Source organism: Curvibacter lanceolatus ATCC 14669, from assembly GCF_000381265.1.
Classification (GTDB): Bacteria; Pseudomonadota; Gammaproteobacteria; order Burkholderiales; family Burkholderiaceae_C; genus Curvibacter; species Curvibacter lanceolatus.
On sequence record NZ_KB906261.1, the window covers coordinates 22953 to 37723 of the forward strand.

15 protein-coding genes are annotated in these 14771 nt (G+C 62.7%); 7 read left to right on the forward strand and 8 right to left on the reverse strand.

Annotated elements, in window-relative coordinates; genetic code table 11:
• Window positions 1-8: 8 nt before the first annotated feature.
• Entirely contained in the window at window positions 9-2651 is a 2643-nt protein-coding gene (locus tag F624_RS0116530; RefSeq protein ID WP_019575439.1) for a heavy metal translocating P-type ATPase, read from the reverse strand.
• A 182-nt stretch (window positions 2652-2833) separates the two neighbouring features.
• On the opposite strand from F624_RS0116530, the gene F624_RS0116535 reads away from it, so the two are divergent.
• Entirely contained in the window at window positions 2834-4120 is a 1287-nt protein-coding gene (locus F624_RS0116535) for a sodium/hydrogen exchanger (protein ID WP_011805132.1), read from the forward strand.
• A gap of 367 nt (window positions 4121-4487) precedes the next feature.
• Here the strand turns inward: F624_RS0116535 and F624_RS0116545 are convergent, their stop codons facing one another.
• A complete protein-coding gene (locus tag F624_RS0116545; RefSeq protein WP_067513095.1) occupies window positions 4488-4808 on the reverse strand; it encodes a copper-binding protein in 321 nt (106 codons plus the stop codon).
• A 390-nt stretch (window positions 4809-5198) separates the two neighbouring features.
• On the opposite strand from F624_RS0116545, the gene F624_RS0116550 reads away from it, so the two are divergent.
• Complete coding sequence (locus F624_RS0116550) at window positions 5199-5567, forward strand: MerR family DNA-binding protein (protein WP_019575443.1); 369 nt, start codon at window positions 5199-5201, stop codon at window positions 5565-5567.
• A gap of 192 nt (window positions 5568-5759) precedes the next feature.
• Window positions 5760-7460: a site-specific integrase gene (locus tag F624_RS0116555; RefSeq protein ID WP_031255293.1), complete on the forward strand. Its 1701-nt coding sequence runs from the start codon at window positions 5760-5762 to the stop codon at window positions 7458-7460.
• A 12-nt stretch (window positions 7461-7472) separates the two neighbouring features.
• Here the strand turns inward: F624_RS0116555 and F624_RS0116560 are convergent, their stop codons facing one another.
• Window positions 7473-7802: a helix-turn-helix domain-containing protein gene (locus F624_RS0116560; protein WP_011805135.1), complete on the reverse strand. Its 330-nt coding sequence runs from the start codon at window positions 7800-7802 to the stop codon at window positions 7473-7475.
• Window positions 7799-8182 carry a type II toxin-antitoxin system RelE/ParE family toxin gene (locus F624_RS0116565; RefSeq protein WP_011805136.1) on the reverse strand — a complete coding sequence of 128 codons (384 nt, stop codon included), beginning with the start codon at window positions 8180-8182 and terminating at the stop codon, window positions 7799-7801. Before F624_RS0116565 ends, F624_RS0116560 begins: the two co-directional genes overlap by 4 nt.
• Before the next feature lie 981 nt (window positions 8183-9163).
• Between F624_RS0116565 and F624_RS0116575 the strand changes: the two genes are divergently transcribed.
• Window positions 9164-10123 carry an arsenic resistance protein gene (locus F624_RS0116575; protein ID WP_019575446.1) on the forward strand — a complete coding sequence of 320 codons (960 nt, stop codon included), beginning with the start codon at window positions 9164-9166 and terminating at the stop codon, window positions 10121-10123.
• Window positions 10124-10345: 222 nt separating this feature from the next.
• Here F624_RS0116575 and F624_RS0116580 read toward each other — a convergent pair whose 3' ends face one another.
• Window positions 10346-10636: a helix-turn-helix domain-containing protein gene (locus tag F624_RS0116580; RefSeq protein WP_019575447.1), complete on the reverse strand. Its 291-nt coding sequence runs from the start codon at window positions 10634-10636 to the stop codon at window positions 10346-10348.
• 103 nt (window positions 10637-10739) lie between these two features.
• Between F624_RS0116580 and F624_RS0116585 the strand changes: the two genes are divergently transcribed.
• From F624_RS0116585 to F624_RS0116595, 3 genes are all read left to right on the forward strand, one after another.
• Window positions 10740-11144: a hypothetical protein gene (locus F624_RS0116585; RefSeq protein ID WP_157443497.1), complete on the forward strand. Its 405-nt coding sequence runs from the start codon at window positions 10740-10742 to the stop codon at window positions 11142-11144.
• A gap of 42 nt (window positions 11145-11186) precedes the next feature.
• Window positions 11187-11636, forward strand: a complete 450-nt coding sequence (locus F624_RS0116590; protein ID WP_019575449.1) for an HAD domain-containing protein — start codon at window positions 11187-11189, stop codon at window positions 11634-11636.
• 205 nt (window positions 11637-11841) lie between these two features.
• On the forward strand, window positions 11842-12366 hold the full coding sequence (locus F624_RS0116595; protein ID WP_019575450.1) for a DUF4148 domain-containing protein: 525 nt from the start codon (window positions 11842-11844) through the stop codon (window positions 12364-12366).
• 125 nt (window positions 12367-12491) lie between these two features.
• On the opposite strand, the gene F624_RS0116600 is transcribed toward F624_RS0116595, so the two are convergent.
• The 3 genes from F624_RS0116600 to F624_RS0116615 all read right to left on the reverse strand — a co-directional run bounded on the left by F624_RS0116600 (window position 12492) and on the right by F624_RS0116615 (window position 14767).
• Complete coding sequence (locus F624_RS0116600) at window positions 12492-13427, reverse strand: cation diffusion facilitator family transporter (protein ID WP_019575451.1); 936 nt, start codon at window positions 13425-13427, stop codon at window positions 12492-12494.
• A 538-nt stretch (window positions 13428-13965) separates the two neighbouring features.
• Window positions 13966-14202 carry a hypothetical protein gene (locus F624_RS0116610; RefSeq protein WP_019575452.1) on the reverse strand — a complete coding sequence of 79 codons (237 nt, stop codon included), beginning with the start codon at window positions 14200-14202 and terminating at the stop codon, window positions 13966-13968.
• Window positions 14203-14386: 184 nt separating this feature from the next.
• Window positions 14387-14767: a hypothetical protein gene (locus F624_RS0116615; RefSeq protein ID WP_019575453.1), complete on the reverse strand. Its 381-nt coding sequence runs from the start codon at window positions 14765-14767 to the stop codon at window positions 14387-14389.
• Window positions 14768-14771: the final 4 nt, after the last annotated feature.

Below are 14771 nucleotides of genomic sequence, written 5' to 3' on the forward strand. Positions count from 1 at the left end.
ACTGGGTCTCAGGAGGCAGTGGCGGGCGCTGCTTGTGGAACCGCGGCACCGACGGAAGGCACACCTTCGAATGCCAGCAAGCGCAGCGCGTTGACCACCACGAGCAACGTCGATCCTTCGTGGAACAGAACAGCCGTGCCAATGTTCAGCCCAAAGATGGTTGCCGGGATCAGCACGGCCACAACCCCCAAACTCACCCACAAATTCTGGCGGATCACCCGCGCCGTGCGCCGCGACAGTGCGACCGCGAAAGGCAGCTGGCTCAGGTCGTCGGCCATCAGCGCCACGTCCGCGGTCTCCAGCGCTACATCTGAGCCGGCCGCGCCCATCGCGATGCCCACGGTCGCGTTCGCCATGGCCGGCGCATCATTGACCCCATCGCCCACCATCGCGACCCTTCCCTTCTCAAGCAACTTCTTGATGGCATCCACCTTGTGTTCCGGCATCAGGTCACCCTGCGCTTCAGTGAGGCCGACACTCTGCGCCACGGCTTCGGCAACGCGCTGGTTGTCGCCAGAGATCATGATCAGGCGCTCGATTCCGAGCTCCTTAAGGGCTCGCATCACGCCCGCTGCGGCCGGCCGGGGCGTATCCATGACGCCGAGCACACCCAGGTAGCGCTCTCCCAGGCGCACGACCATGGTCGTGCGTCCCTGGGCGATGAGCGCCTCGTTGGCGCGAGCCACCTCTGGCGGCATTGGCGCCCCGCCGATCTCGGAGAACATGGCGGCCTTGCCCACATGCAACATTTCCCCGGCAACTCGTGCCGATACGCCCCGGCCAGTGATGCTCTGCACCGATTCGACGCCGGGTTCGGGGCTGCCTGAAGTCAGTCGCTTTTGTGCGCCTTCGACTATCGCGGAGGCCAGCGGATGGTCGCTGTGCCGCTCCACCGCCAGCGCGACCGTCAGCAACTCCGATTCGCTCGAACCGGGGCCGGCAACCACGTCCGTCAGCCGGGGCTTGCCTTCCGTGAGTGTCCCCGTCTTGTCGAACGCAATCGCCGTCAGGGTGCCCAGGTTCTCCAAAGGGCCGCCGCCTTTGACCAGCACGCCGCTGCGCCCGGCGCGAGCCACGCCGCTCAGCACGGCACTAGGCACCGAAATCGCCAGTGCGCAGGGGCTGGCCGCCACGAGCACGGCCATGGCCCGGTAGAAAGTTGTGCTGAACGGCTCGTCGATGACGAAGCCGGCGAACAGCAGAAGAACCACGCCAATGAGGATGACGGGAACGAAAATCCGTTCGAACTTGTCGGTGAAATTCTGCGTGGGTGAGCGCTGCGTCTGAGCTTCGGTGACCAGCTTGACAACGCGTGCCATCGTGGACTCCGTCGAGGCACGGGCCACCATGACTTCGATAGCGCCGGGTCCATTGATCGTGCCTGCGAACACCTTGTGCAGTGCGGCAACCTTCTCGAACGCCCGCAACGCCGCCTGGGAATCGTCGACCGGCCGCTTGTCCACGGGCACGCTTTCACCGGTGACGGGGGCCTGGTTCACGCTTGACTCGCCACGTACCACGAAGCCGTCGGCGGGCAGCCGCTCGTTCGGCTTGACGAGCACCACGTCGCCCACGGCGAGTTGCGCCACCGCGACCTGCTCCGTGCTGCCGTCGGGCCGTTTCACCAGCGCAGTTTCGGGCGCGAGTTTTGCCAGCGCTTCAATCGCCTTGCGCGCTCGCCCCATGGCGTAATGTTCCAGCGAGTGGCCAAGACTGAACAGGAACAGGAGCAGGCCTCCTTCGGCCCATTGACCGAGTGCGGCCGCGCCGGCGGCGGCAACGAGCATCAGCGTGTCGATCTCGAAGCGCTTCGCGCGGATGTTTTCGATCGCCTCTTTTAGCGTGTAGTAGCCGCCGAAGACATACGCGGCAATGTAGAAGCCCTTGCTGACGAGTTCGGGCGCGAGGTCGCGCCACGCCAGCAGCCAGCCGATGAGCACCATGAGGCCGGCCAGCAACGCAAAGATCAATTCGGACTTTTCTCCGAAGGGCCCGCCATGGTCATGGGCATGGCCCGCGCCGGCGTGATCCGCATGGTCGTGGTCATGGTCCTTCCCGTCGGCATGGTCATCGTGACCGTGCTCGGCATGCGCATGACCCTGGTGCGGCGTTGGCGCGTCATCGTGCGCATGGCCGCCCTCATGCGCACGGCCGTCGTGCGAATGCACGCCTTCACCGTGTTTCGCCGGGGCCGAGCTCGCTGGCTTCAGGGGAAGCCCAAGCATTTCGAGTTCGGACCTGACCTTCGCTTCATCGACCAGCGACCGGTCGAATTCGATGCGAACGGAACCCGTGGTTGAAACTTCCGCCTCGACCACGCCCTGGAGTGCGGAGATCTTGTCGCTCAGGCGCCTCGCGGCGCGCGCGTGCTGGGTCGATGTGTGGAACGCCAGATGCGCGAAGCGTTCGCCCAGCTCGGCGCCCGATGAGGCAGCGAGTTCGCGCACACGCTGCAGCGAGATCGTGTCGGGCCGGTAGTGAATGCACAACTGAGGCGGCTGCGAACCCCCGGCGTTGGCAACATGCACCTCACTGATGCCGTTGCGACCTGAGAGCAGCGAGATGAGCCGCGCCACGCACAGGTCCTTGACATCTTCCACGCCGGATAGAAGGACGGGAATGTCGAGGCGGATTTTTTCGGCTTTGGCCATGGGTGCACTCCAGTTTTTCTTGTCAAGCTGCTGGGCTACTATGCAGCTCCAGCTGTTGTGAACAGTGGATTATGAGGTCGCGAGTTATCGCAGTCGGGCCCGCCGAGGGCCCCACAGCACACAAGCTCGTGGGTAAGATCGGCTGCCGGGCCAAACCCGACAACGTACTGCGAAGCACCACAATGAGAAAGTTTCTTGTCCTGCTGGCCATTGCCATTGCCGCGATTGTCCCGGCCGCCATCTTCCGGATCAGCGGATGGCGCCCCAATGCTGTCGTGGACACGGCCGTGTTCGGGCTCGCCGTGCTGGCGGCCGGCTTCATGCTCTCGTGGGGCGCCGAAGCCGCAGAGAAGCGCATTTCGCAGGGCCTCATACTGGCTCTCGTCGCACTCATCACAGTCCTGCCCGAGTATGCAGTCGACATGTACTACGCGTACCAGGCTGGCAAGGCGCCTGAGTCGAACTATGTGCACTATGCCGCGGCCAATATGACAGGCGCCAACCGGCTGCTGGTCGGCGTGGCGTGGCCTCTCATGGTGTTCCTTCATTGGTGGCGCACCCGCAAGCGCACCATCGAACTGGCAAGCGTGAACGTGCTGGAAGTGGGTTTCCTATTGGTGGCCAGCGTCTACGCATTTTCGATCGTCCTGAAGAACCGCATCAATCTGGTTGACACGGTCATTCTGGTCCTGATTTTCGGCACCTATCTTTGGTTCACGAGCCGGCTGCCGAAGGTGGAAACGGGCCTCGAAGCCGACGATGAGCCCGGCCCGGCCGCGGCGCTGTCGGAGCTCTCTCCGCGAAAGCAGTGGGCCTGGATGGCCGGGCTGGCGATCGTCGCCGCGGGCGTGATCCTGGCGGCAGCCGAGCCGTTCGCTGAATCCATCGTCGCCTCAGGGCGCATCCTGGGCATCGACGAGTTCCTGCTGATCCAGTGGCTTGCACCCTTGGCGAGCGAGGCGCCGGCAGTCGTCATCGCCATCCTGTTCGTCCTTTCGGGGCGCGCCGAGGGCGGGCTCACAACTATGATCAGCGACAAGATCAACCAGTGGACCCTGCTGGTGGGCATGCTGCCGCTGGCGATGAGCGTCGGCGCCGGAGCGATTGCGTCGTTGCCGCTGGACGCGCGGCAGCACGAGGAATTCTTCCTGACCGCGGCACAGTCGCTGTTCGGGGTGGCCCTACTGCTGCGGTTGCGCTTCAGCCTGCTGTCGGCGGTCGTGCTTGCGGCCCTTTTCTCGGTTCAAATTGTCCTGGCCTTTGTTTATCGCGCGGATGCCGCCAAGGCGATCGCTTCGCTGACTATGCTGGGATGGTTGTACCTCGGGCTTGCCGCCGTCCTATTCATGCTGTCGGGGCCGGCCGCCTGGCGCGCCGTCAGGAAACTGGAGGCCACGATTCATGGGCACGATCCGCAGGCGGCGGCACGCCGGGGGTCAGGTCCTGATACCGTCGGGCGCAACGGCTGAGTAAACGCGCTACCGCCAGCTCTTCGCAATTTCGGGATGCCGTCCTACCACCCAGGAAGTGCGGTAGCGCTAAGGTTGGCCCTTCAATCCAAGGAGCAAATCATGGCCAATCAACCCGCCGAGAAACCCGGCCCCCATCATCCGCACCAAGGCCACGTTCCAGGTGATCTGGATCCCCAAGGCCACCGCGACAAAAGCGCTCCACCAACAGGCACAACGGAAGAGCCTGGCGCCCATCATCCGCACGAGGGCCACAAACCCGGGGACCTGGACCCGCACGGACACCGCGATACGTCGGGCGGACAACAGAGGAAGTAAGCTGCTTACGCAGCACTTGAGCGAGGCGGCGAGTCCGCCTCGTTGCGTTTCAGGATGGCACGTAGATCAGTGCCGTCATTCTCAGGCTGAGATCGAACCGATCCGCCTGAAAGCGGACCCGGTCCCCGTCGCGCCTGCCAATCAGCCACTTCGCCTCAACGAACCTGAAGGTCGTCGTCCCGGCCCGAAGGTGCAGATAGGGAATGGCATCGTGCTGCAGGGTGATCTTGCCTGCCTCGTGATCGATCTTGACGATCCGGCCAGAGATGAAGTCGCTGGCGGAAGGCTCAGCGATGCACGCCGCGGTCGCGACCAGCGCCAGTCCAAATCCCACAACCCATTTGCGGCGCGTCAAATGCAAGGTATCCATGGCTAAGTTCCCCCGTTGCGACAGGGGCGAGCACGTCTCGAGAGTCGCTCGGAAAGGGGTTTTTGTCTGCTCGTCACGTGCCATTGCATGTTACAGCCCTTTTCGCCGAGGGACTCCCCAGTTGCACAGGCATTGCCGCTACGCTAGCCGCCGTCGCGGTCTCACCGCGCAGGCGCACTCCTACAGCTGAGGCACAGTTGAGCGATGTTGAAAACAAAGCGATTCGCTCCAAGTCTATTTTCTCGTGCAATACCAAGGCCAGGAAAAAGCCCACCAAAGCAGCCGCATAGCGCCCGGCACATCAGGATGCTTCGAGCTTGGCAATGGCACGGGTACTCGCCTAATGAGCAATATTGCCAATCCAAGAAATAGCCAAGCAGTCGACAGGAGTTGGACGATCGTCTTGAAGTTGTCGTCGATCACCCGCATGACCAATACACCGGCGAGGACATCCACCAGCTGCGCTTCATTTGCTTGTGCCGGGCGATGGACATGTCGCTCGAAGAGGTTCGAACACTGCTGAGCTTGGCTTTGCGCAGGAAAGCAGATTACCGAGCGGCGAATCTTGCACTGAATGAGCACATCGGTCATGTCCGCACCCACCTGACGGAGCTCAAGGGGCTGCTCGCCGATTTGACCGATCTGCGCGGCAGGTGCGATGGCCTCGGAACCAAGTGCCGGATTGTCGAGGCGCGGCACAGCAGGGCCGATGTGGTTCCTGCCGCAGGGGCTCGTACAAAGCCGCATAGGCATGTCTGAGGCAGGGTATGAGAGGCGCACCGGAACGCCCCCAGGACTGCCTTGACTACCGCAAAGGGCATGCACCTAGCGGTAGCTCGGAACGATAGAGCCGCCACGAACTGCATCGGCCTCATGACGCGTTCATTGACAATGCTATTGAGATAATCTTTCTTATCGCCATAGTCATGTCATTCCGCTAAACTGGCGATCGTGAAAAGTACCCGAGTCTCCAAGCCGGCGAATGCGGAAAAGGAATTCCCCGGCACCGCGGCCCTCGCGGCGCTGCGCGCCTGGTACGCGGGCCTGGGTGCGCGAGCGGCCGTTGCCCAATATCTTGGGGTGGACAGGGCGGACGGCCAGTCCTCTCGCGCAATGCTGGGCGACATCCGCCGGCAGCTGACCAAGCATGCGCGCCAGCGGCACCGGGAAGACCTGGCCAGCCTGCTCGAACACTCGGCGGCGGAACGCGCGCAGCGCGCCCGCGCCGTGATGGATGCGATCGAGACGCTGCGGCATCTGCCGGTGCCCGCGCCCATGGTGACGGACGACCTCGAGCGCTGGCTGCCGGCGCGTGCCGCCGGCGCCATGAAAGCCCATGGCTTCAAGACCCTGGCCGATCTGACGGTGCGAATTCCGCGGCGCCGGCGCTGGTGGACGGGCATTCCCGGCTTGGGCGCGGCCAGCGCCAGGCAGATCGAAGCCTTCTTCGCCGCGCACGCGCACCTCACGCAGCAAGCCCGCGCGCTGGTGCCCATCGGCGCTCAAGATGATGTGGCGCCCTGGGAAAGGCTGCGCGTGCCCCATGAGGTCGACGGCTCGCGGGGCACCTTCCGCGCACCCAAGGCCACCTGCACGCTGGACGCAAACAACGACTACGAGGCGGTGCAGGCTTGGCTGGCGCTGCACGAATCGGCTGCAACCCAGCGGGCCTACCGCAAGGAGGCCGAGCGGCTGATTCTGTGGGCCGTTGTGGAGCGCGGCCGGGCGCTGTCCTCGCTCACCACAGAAGACGCGGTCGCCTTTCGCGCCTTCTTGCGACACCCAGCGCCCAGGGCCCGCTGGATCGGCCCGGCGCGGCCGCGCTCGTCGCCCGAGTGGCGGCCGTTCATCGGTGGACTGTCAGCCCGATCGGTGGCCTACGCGCTGTCGGTGGTGGGCGCCATGTTCCGCTGGTTGATCCAGCAGCGCTACCTGCTGGCCAACCCGTTCGCCGGCATCAAGGTGCGCGGCGCATCGCGCTCCGAATCGCTGGCCGTCACCCGGGTCTTCGGCGAAGGCGAATGGTCAGTGATCCAAGCGGTCGCCGAAGGCCTGGAATGGGGACATGGATGGCAGGCACCGGCGGCGCAGCGCCTGCGCTTCGTGCTGGACTTCGCCTACGCCACGGGCCTGCGCATCGGGGAGCTGGTCGGCGCCACGCTGGGACAGATCGAGACCGATGCGCATGGTGATCGCTGGCTGCACCTGGTGGGCAAGGGCAGTAAGGCCGGCAAGGTGGCGCTGCCGCCACTGGCTTGTGCGGCGCTGGACCGGTATCTGATGCAGCGCAAGCTGCCGATCACGCCCGCGCGATGGGATCCGCTGGCACCGCTCATTGGCAGCCTCGATCAAGAGAGTACAGCGGGCATCACCGCGACGCGGCTGTGGAGTGTGATGCGACGCTTTTTCACAAAGGTCGCCGAAGTCATTGAGAAGGACAGCCCGGCCACGGCCGAGAAACTGCGCCGTGCCAGCCCACATTGGATGCGCCACACCCATGCTACGCATGCATTGGCGCGCGGGGCCGAATTGACCACCGTGCGCGACAACCTGCGGCACGCATCGATTTCGACGACCTCAATCTACCTGCACGGCGACGAGGTTAAGCGGGCGCGGCAGATGGGGGAGGCTTTCGCAGCCCGGCGATCTTGACGGGTCGCAGCGTCAGGCGAACTGCAGCTCGATCTTACCGGCACGCCGCCGTACTGGACCGACCACGATCTTCACGTCATGCCCCAGCTTGGCCACCAGTTCCAGCAGCTTCGCCTCGCTGACCCCGCGAAACTGGCCGCGCGTGATGCGGGAGATCTTGGACTGATCGATTTCCAGCAGCGCGGCGGCTCCCTGTTGCGTCAGGCGTCGCGCCTTGATGGCGCGGGCAATCTCAGCCGCGAGCTGCGACTTGCGCTGCATTTCCGCAGCGTCGGCATAGCCCAGGTCCGCGTAGACGTTGGTGCTGCCTTCTTCGATGGTGATGTGGCTGTTCTGGCTCATCGCTTTACTCCTTGCTTTGCTTGCCAAGCCTCAAAATCCTGCACCGCAGCCTTCAGCCGTGCCTTGATCAGGTCCAGGTCCTCCTTCGGCGTCTTGATGCCGCTCTTGGACTTCTTCTGAAAACAGTGCAGCACATAGACCCAGCCCGCGAACTTGACCGTGTAGACCGCCCGGAACGTGTCGCTCCGGAAATCCTCGACCACTTCCAAAACCGCGGCGGAACCAAACCCGCTCAGCGCCTTGGCGTCCGGGTGCTTGCCACCGGCTTGCGCCAGGTCGATCGCATGGCCGAACACGTCTTGGACGTCCTCGGGCATTCCGTCTAGATCCCGCTTGGCCGAGCCGACCCATTTGAGCGGTTTGCGCGGCTGGGTGGACATTAGTGGTGATTATGCCAATTTAGGCATAGACCGTCAAACCGAACTGAGCCCGGTGGGACGATGGCGGTGACATCTGATGAAAGGGAGCCGCAACCCTCAAAGCGCACCAATCTGCACGCAAAGGACGGCGCGCCGGAAATTCAGACATTCACAAGTGGTTGTTTTTGAAAGAACTTTTTTCGCGAAGCGCACCAATTTGCACGGAAAGTACGATCACCCCTCGACGGGGGGGTCACTGTGAGTACCGCCACAACCACGATCTCCATGGCATGCAGCATGGACAGCGACAGCCTCTCAAGCCGGCTTGGCCGCATTGCAGGCCTTGCCCAGCGCCATTTGAATCCGAGCGGCGGGAGGGTCGAACACTGCGGCTGCGGTACGCCCATGCAGCGCGTGCCGAACTCCGAAGCATCGTGGAGCTGGAGCGCCAGTGCTGCCCGTTCCTCGTCTTCGACCTGACTGAGGACGACGATGCCGTCGAGCTGTCGATCACTGGGCCATCGGATGCCGGCGCATCCGCCGCGACGATCTACGACCACTTTCGCGGGGCTGCGTCCATTCTCCCCACGCGAAGCTGCGCGGGCAGCGGTTGCGGCTGTGCTGTCTAGGCTCGTGACCGCTATGACCAAACTTCGGCATCTGTTGCTCTGGCGTTTGCTGTTCGCCGGAAGCCCAGCACCAAACCCGAATACATCAAGACGGCGACCAACTACGCGAGCCAGGCCCTCGGCGAGTCACTGGCCGGCAAGCCCGTGAGCAAGCCAAAGTCCCAGGCCTACGGCTGCAGCATTCACTATGGGTTGGGCGACACCTTGAAGAACCTGTTCAAACCGGCTGGCTGACGCCATCAGCGAAAGATCGGGCTTGCGCGTACGGGCATTGCAGAAAGGTTTTGCCTAGCATTGCGATACTACGGCCGCTGCGCGATCTCCTGTCCTGCAGCAGACACCTTTGCCAAGCTTGACCCGAGAACCATTGCGCATGCAGAACACCAGGGATGCCCTTGAGAGGCACCAGATTTCGATCTACTTCGTGGCGGTGGTCGTTGCCACGGTCGTCGCCTTGGTCATCCCCGGTACTGCGGTGCTCGAAGGTGCTATCAACCCAGCCCTGGCGCTGATGCTGTACGTCACTTTCCTGCAGGTCCCTGTCGCCGAGCTGCGGCGTGCGTTTGGCCAGGTGCGGTTTCTTTGCGCACTGCTGGTCGCCAACTTCATCGTCATCCCGCTGCTGGTCGCAGGGCTGATCCAGTTCCTGCCCGCCGACCCCATGCTTCGGCTGGGCGTGCTGCTGGTGCTGCTCACGCCGTGCATCGACTACGTGGTGACGTTCGCCCATCTGGGCCGAGCCGACTCGCGCCTGCTGCTGGCTGCGACGCCCACCTTGCTCATCGCGCAGATGACTCTGCTGCCCGGTTACTTGGGCTTGTTCCTGGGTGAAGACGCTTCGCGCCTCGTCAGGGCGGGCCCTTTCATCCACGCTTTCCTGTGGCTGATCGCCGTGCCGCTCGTGCTGGCAGCCTTGACCCAGGGATGGGCGGTCAAGACTGCCCTTGGTGCGCGTGCCTCTGCGCTTCTTGGGTTGCTGCCCGTCCCATCGACCGCACTGGTGTTGTTCATTGTGATCGCGGCCGTAGTCCCGCAGCTGGGTCCGGCAACCGGTTCTGCGCTGGCCGTGGTGCCCATCTACGTCGCGTTTGCAATCTTGGCGCCTCTGCTGGGCTGGATAGTCGCCCGGGTTTTCAGATTGGAAGCTACTGCCGGCCGCGCTGTCGCGTTCAGTGCCAGCACACGCAATTCCCTGGTCATCCTGCCGCTTGCGCTCGCGGTTCCTGGGGCCATCCCGATCTTGCCTGCGGTCATCGTTGCGCAGACGCTGGTGGAGCTGGTAAGCGAGTTAGTCTATGTGCGGCTGGCACCAAGACTGGGGCGCAGTTCCTGAGTAGTCACTGTTCTAGAAATGTGAACTTGGCATCAACTGCGGCATGCGAGTGCCGAAAATAACGCAGCACAGCGGGGGCTGTACTTCGGTCCAGTTGCCTTCCCTTGGGCCCCTCGCTCTTTATTTTCCCAGCCCTCCAATCCCAAGCCCTGTGTCTTGGCAATCGCGACCATCTCCAGTCTTTCGATGTGCGCATTATTCGCACCAGGACCTTGAAGCAAATTAGCCGAGTTCCGAGATTTCTCGAAGGACCAGTTGCTGTGTTTTCTGCACATCCTCGGGACGTGCAGACTCGGCATATGCCATGGTCAGCAGCGTGAGCGGATGGATCTTCAGGGTCTGCGCCAACAGCTCAAGCTTGGCGAGCGTGGGACTTTGGATGCCGCGTTCCAGCACGCTCAGATAGGTCCGGCTTGAAACCAGTCCAAAATCTTCCTGCGTGAGGCCACGCGCTGCACGAGCCGCCTTGAGGGCAGCTGGCAGCTTGTTGTGGATCACCTTGGCGGAGGACATTCCTCGATTACCAAGGAATGAACACCATAAGACTACAATCTATAGTGTTCATTCACGGCCAATTCCACTCATGTTTCTCACGCACAGCTCGAATACCCACCCCATGTCAAAGTGGATTCAGAGCAGTGAGATCACCTATTGGTCCGCAGTCGAGTTGGCAGTGAGCGTCCCTTGGTTCATGGTGCAGTTGCGCAAGAACTCGACGCTGAAAGAGACCAGCGACATGCTCCTCTCCGGGGTGGACGACTTGCTGCGGCTCATGGAGACGCAGGCATCCGATGAATGCGAGGTGACCTCGGTGAGCCTGGTGTCGCCTGCGCACATGAATGGCGGAACGGGATGGAAGCTCGAACCGCTTGCTGCGCTATGGGAAGCAGAGGAACCGGATGCCGAGGGGCAGACCGCGGACGTGTACGAGCTGACCTCGGGCACCTGCTATGCGCGCTCGGCGCTCGGAACACCCTTGGACAGTTTGCGCAAGGTCCAGGTGATCGCGGATTTTCGGTAGCGGCAGGAAGGAACCCGGCTCGCTCGGCGCGGTCAAACATCCATGCCGGTCCTATTCTTGGATTTCGACGGGGTACTACATCCCGAGTTCTGCCATGAGTCCCGGCATTTCGAGTGCGTGCACCATCTGGCAAGCGCTTGTGGCCAGCGCGGCGATCTGGACATTGTCGTCAGCAGCACCTGGCGCCACACGATGGGCCTGTCTACCTTGAAGGCACGATTTCCGGAGGCACTGGCGCGGCGCATCATCGCAGTTACACCGGCCTATACAGCCCTGCAGGATCTGCCTCACAAAGTCATGCCATTCGAGCGGGAAGCAGAGTGCCTGGGCTGGATGCGGGTCAACAGGCCCGGACACGCCACATGGATCGCGGTCGACGACCGGCCGTGGCTGTACCGGCCTTTCTGCTCGGAGCTTTTCCTGGTCAATGGCAAGACGGGGCTGGATGCCGCCGCTGTCACTCGGTTGCTTGAACGACTTGAACGCCTGTAGTTCTCGCAATTGATACAGCAAGACACGATGCTGTCAAAACGGTAATGCTGCGGTCACTGCGGTGTCCCTCGCAGATTTCTAGACTTGTCTCGTGGTGTTAAAGAAGTGCACTGCCTGAATTCTCAGCGGGAGCTTCAGGGCCCATGACCTAGATGAGGGCACCACGTCAACCCTGGTTTTCCAACCAACCGAACAAGGAATTACTATGAAACTGAAGACCACCATCATCATCCTCGCGCTGAGCGCGGCCCCCGCATTTGCGTTCGATGCCGACCACGGCGCAAAGTCCAAGACCCGCGAAGAGGTTAAAGCCGAGCTCGCTCAGGCTCTTCGCACCGGAGACATCATGGCGGGCGGCGAGATCGGCGCTCGCGTCAACGAGCTGAACTCGGGTCGCTATCAAATGACGCCCGGTCAGGGCAAGACTAGGGATCAGGTCCTGGGCGAACTGCAACAGGCCGTGCGCTCCGGCGACATGCTTGCTGCGGGCGAGTCTGGCGCCACGCTGAACGAACTGCAGCCCAACCTGTATCCCGCCAAGGTGGCACAGGCCAGCAAGACCCGAGACCAGGTCAAGGAGGAGCTCGCCCAAGCCATGCATACCGGCGATCTGATGGCCGCCGGCGAAGATGGCCGCAAACTCAACGAAATCTACCCCGGCCGATACCATCCACATCACACCGGCTCGGTGGCCGCGCATTCGGGTGACCACAAGGGCTCGGACCTCTGAAAGTCCCAGGTCGGATCAGCCAAGCCCAGCCCAGCCTGGCGTGGCGTTTGGAGAAACGCCACGGCGCTCAGTCCCTGCTCTGAACGGCGCGATGCGGCTCCAGACACTCGGGACTGGGCATCCCATCATGTGGGCGCTTTCCAATGTTCGGTGCTTCGGCCTTCTGCCTTGTCCAGCTCCCCCTGAATGCAGGAGGTGGATTCCAGTTGAACGGTGGTGTGGGTGATGGCGAATTGCGATGCCAGTAGCTGATTTACCGCGACGAGCAAGGCCTGCGGTTGCGACGTCTGTGGGTCATAGACTACGTGCGCGCTCAGACTCGTCTTTGCGCTGCCGACTGCCCAGACATGCAGCTCGTGCACCGAAAGCACCCCTGGCACGCCCAGCAGGGCCTGCTTGAGTTGCGGCAGGTCTATGCCCTCGGGCACGCCCTCCAGCAGAATATTGAGTGTTTCCTTCAGCAGGATCCAGGTGCGCGGCAGCACCCATAGGCCGATAGCGACGGCTATGACGGTGTCCACCCAGTTCCACCCGGTGAAGCGGATGACCAGCGCACCAATGATGACGCCGATCGAGCCGAGCAGGTCGCTCCAGACCTCCAGGTAGGCGCCTTTGACGTTGAGGCTGGAGTCCTTGCCCGCGGACAGGAGGCGCATGCTCACGATATTGACGATCGTGCCAAGCACCGCGATGACCAGGACGCCAGTCGTTTGGACCGCTGGTGGATTGCTCCAGCGCTGCCATGCTTCATACAGGATGTATGCCGCGACACCGAAGAGCAGCAAGGCATTGAATGCGGCAGCGAGAATTTCGAAGCGGTGGTAGCCAAAGGTGCGTTGGTCGTCCATGGCGCGGCGCCCCACCCGGATGGCGGCCAGCGCAATCGCCAGTGCCGCCACATCGGTGAACATGTGTGCGGCGTCCGATAGCAGCGCCAGGCTGTTGAGCATGACCCCACCAATGACCTCGGCCAGCATGAAGCCACCGGTCAGCATCAGCGCGTAGCGCAATGCCTTCTCGTTTCCCGGCGCCGGTAAGGCGTGCTCAGATCCCTTGCCCATGTGTGTTCTCCTTGAGTTTCGTTGTGGTGCTGTTCCAGCCAAAGGAAGCTGCGCTTGCCGGTGCCGGTGGCACCATCGATCAGGGCTGAATGTTTGTGCGCTTATGCAAAAAAGACTCGCAGTTGCGGACGTTCACATAGACCGCAGAGTTCAGCTCAATCGATGCACTCTCGCGGTAAGCGGCCACCCGCCACCGAACCCTACCTACCTCCCTCCACCGAACTACCGCGAAGACCTCCACGGGTTGGCGAGGCGGTGAGAACCCGCACTGCCACTCGTATCTGCGTTGAGCCAATTCGTCGAGTCCGATCCGTTCTACGACACCGGTCCGCCAACCATCACTCCAGGCAAAGCGGCCCTCGTAGACAGGGGTCGCGCACCCAGCCAATGCTGCCGACGCCAACAACGTCACGATCCAGTAGGGTCTGTATGCCATGGTGTCTCGGCCTCATTTTTGATCTGCCGTGGTGCAAGCTGCATGCAGGCATGCAGGCACGCAGCCGAGCGGCTGCTCAGGTATGGCCGGTTCGTACCAGCCTCAGTGGTGATCGTGCGATCGCGGCTTCTTGGGGGGCCTGGTTTGCAAGCGCAGCGCCTGACGCTCTCTCAGTCTGTTTGCAAGGCGCTGGCTGTACTTGGTCCGCTCCACCAGCGGCGGGTGGTACTTGAGCCAGAGGTGGCGCAGGCCCCAAAACACCAACACGGATACCAGCAAGCCGATCCATATCCAGAACAGCTTGGCAAATAGTCCGTCCGGGGCCGACTGCATGGACATGCATCACCCCTCTAGCGAAACCGGACGGGCGGCGTCAAGTTCTCTCCAAGAGGCGACGCACGGCAAGGCGGACAGCGTTGCCTGCACCCCCGCGCAGCGAGGCCTCCCCTGGTGCGGGGAGTTCGTGCCCAACCTGGAGTTGCCACCTGGCCATATCGCATGGCAGTTGCAGCCTCGTTTCGCGCTACTTCAGCGTGAAACGGACGGAAGCCACGGCCTTTCCAGCCTTCGAGACGGCAACCACGGCTTTGGTGCCTGCCGCGACCTTGAAATTACCGGCGGCTTCGAGCTTTCCGTCCACGGGCTGGAGCTGGACTTCCTGCTTGTCCCTACCGCTCAGGATGGTGGCCTTCGCGGTCATGCCTGAGACGTCAAACGGTTTGCCGTGGTCGCGCATGAACAACTGCAGCTTGTCGGCCTTGGCCACTAGCTCGTAGTCCACATCCTTCGCTTGGGCGGTGACGCCCCCGTGCATTGGCTTGGCTTCGTGGCCGTGGTCATCGGCAGCGAAGGCCGTGCCGGAAATCGAGACTACCAGTGCGATGAGGACTTGAGAGAATTTCATGTAA

Excerpts from the sequence above, each read along its gene's own strand:
- F624_RS0116530 (WP_019575439.1), bottom strand. The coding sequence starts at position 2,651 with ATGGCCAAAGCCGAAAAAATCCGCCTCGACATTCCCGTCCTTCTATCC.
- F624_RS0116535 (WP_011805132.1), top strand. The coding sequence starts at position 2,834 with ATGAGAAAGTTTCTTGTCCTGCTGGCCATTGCCATTGCCGCGATTGTC.
- F624_RS0116545 (WP_067513095.1), bottom strand. The coding sequence starts at position 4,808 with ATGGATACCTTGCATTTGACGCGCCGCAAATGGGTTGTGGGATTTGGA.
- F624_RS0116560 (WP_011805135.1), bottom strand. The coding sequence starts at position 7,802 with ATGAGCCAGAACAGCCACATCACCATCGAAGAAGGCAGCACCAACGTC.
- F624_RS0116565 (WP_011805136.1), bottom strand. The coding sequence starts at position 8,182 with ATGTCCACCCAGCCGCGCAAACCGCTCAAATGGGTCGGCTCGGCCAAG.
- F624_RS0116575 (WP_019575446.1), top strand. The coding sequence starts at position 9,164 with ATGCAGAACACCAGGGATGCCCTTGAGAGGCACCAGATTTCGATCTAC.
- F624_RS0116580 (WP_019575447.1), bottom strand. The coding sequence starts at position 10,636 with ATGTCCTCCGCCAAGGTGATCCACAACAAGCTGCCAGCTGCCCTCAAG.
- F624_RS0116585 (WP_157443497.1), top strand. The coding sequence starts at position 10,740 with ATGTCAAAGTGGATTCAGAGCAGTGAGATCACCTATTGGTCCGCAGTC.
- F624_RS0116590 (WP_019575449.1), top strand. The coding sequence starts at position 11,187 with ATGCCGGTCCTATTCTTGGATTTCGACGGGGTACTACATCCCGAGTTC.
- F624_RS0116595 (WP_019575450.1), top strand. The coding sequence starts at position 11,842 with ATGAAACTGAAGACCACCATCATCATCCTCGCGCTGAGCGCGGCCCCC.
- F624_RS0116600 (WP_019575451.1), bottom strand. The coding sequence starts at position 13,427 with ATGGGCAAGGGATCTGAGCACGCCTTACCGGCGCCGGGAAACGAGAAG.
- F624_RS0116610 (WP_019575452.1), bottom strand. The coding sequence starts at position 14,202 with ATGTCCATGCAGTCGGCCCCGGACGGACTATTTGCCAAGCTGTTCTGG.
- F624_RS0116615 (WP_019575453.1), bottom strand. The coding sequence starts at position 14,767 with ATGAAATTCTCTCAAGTCCTCATCGCACTGGTAGTCTCGATTTCCGGC.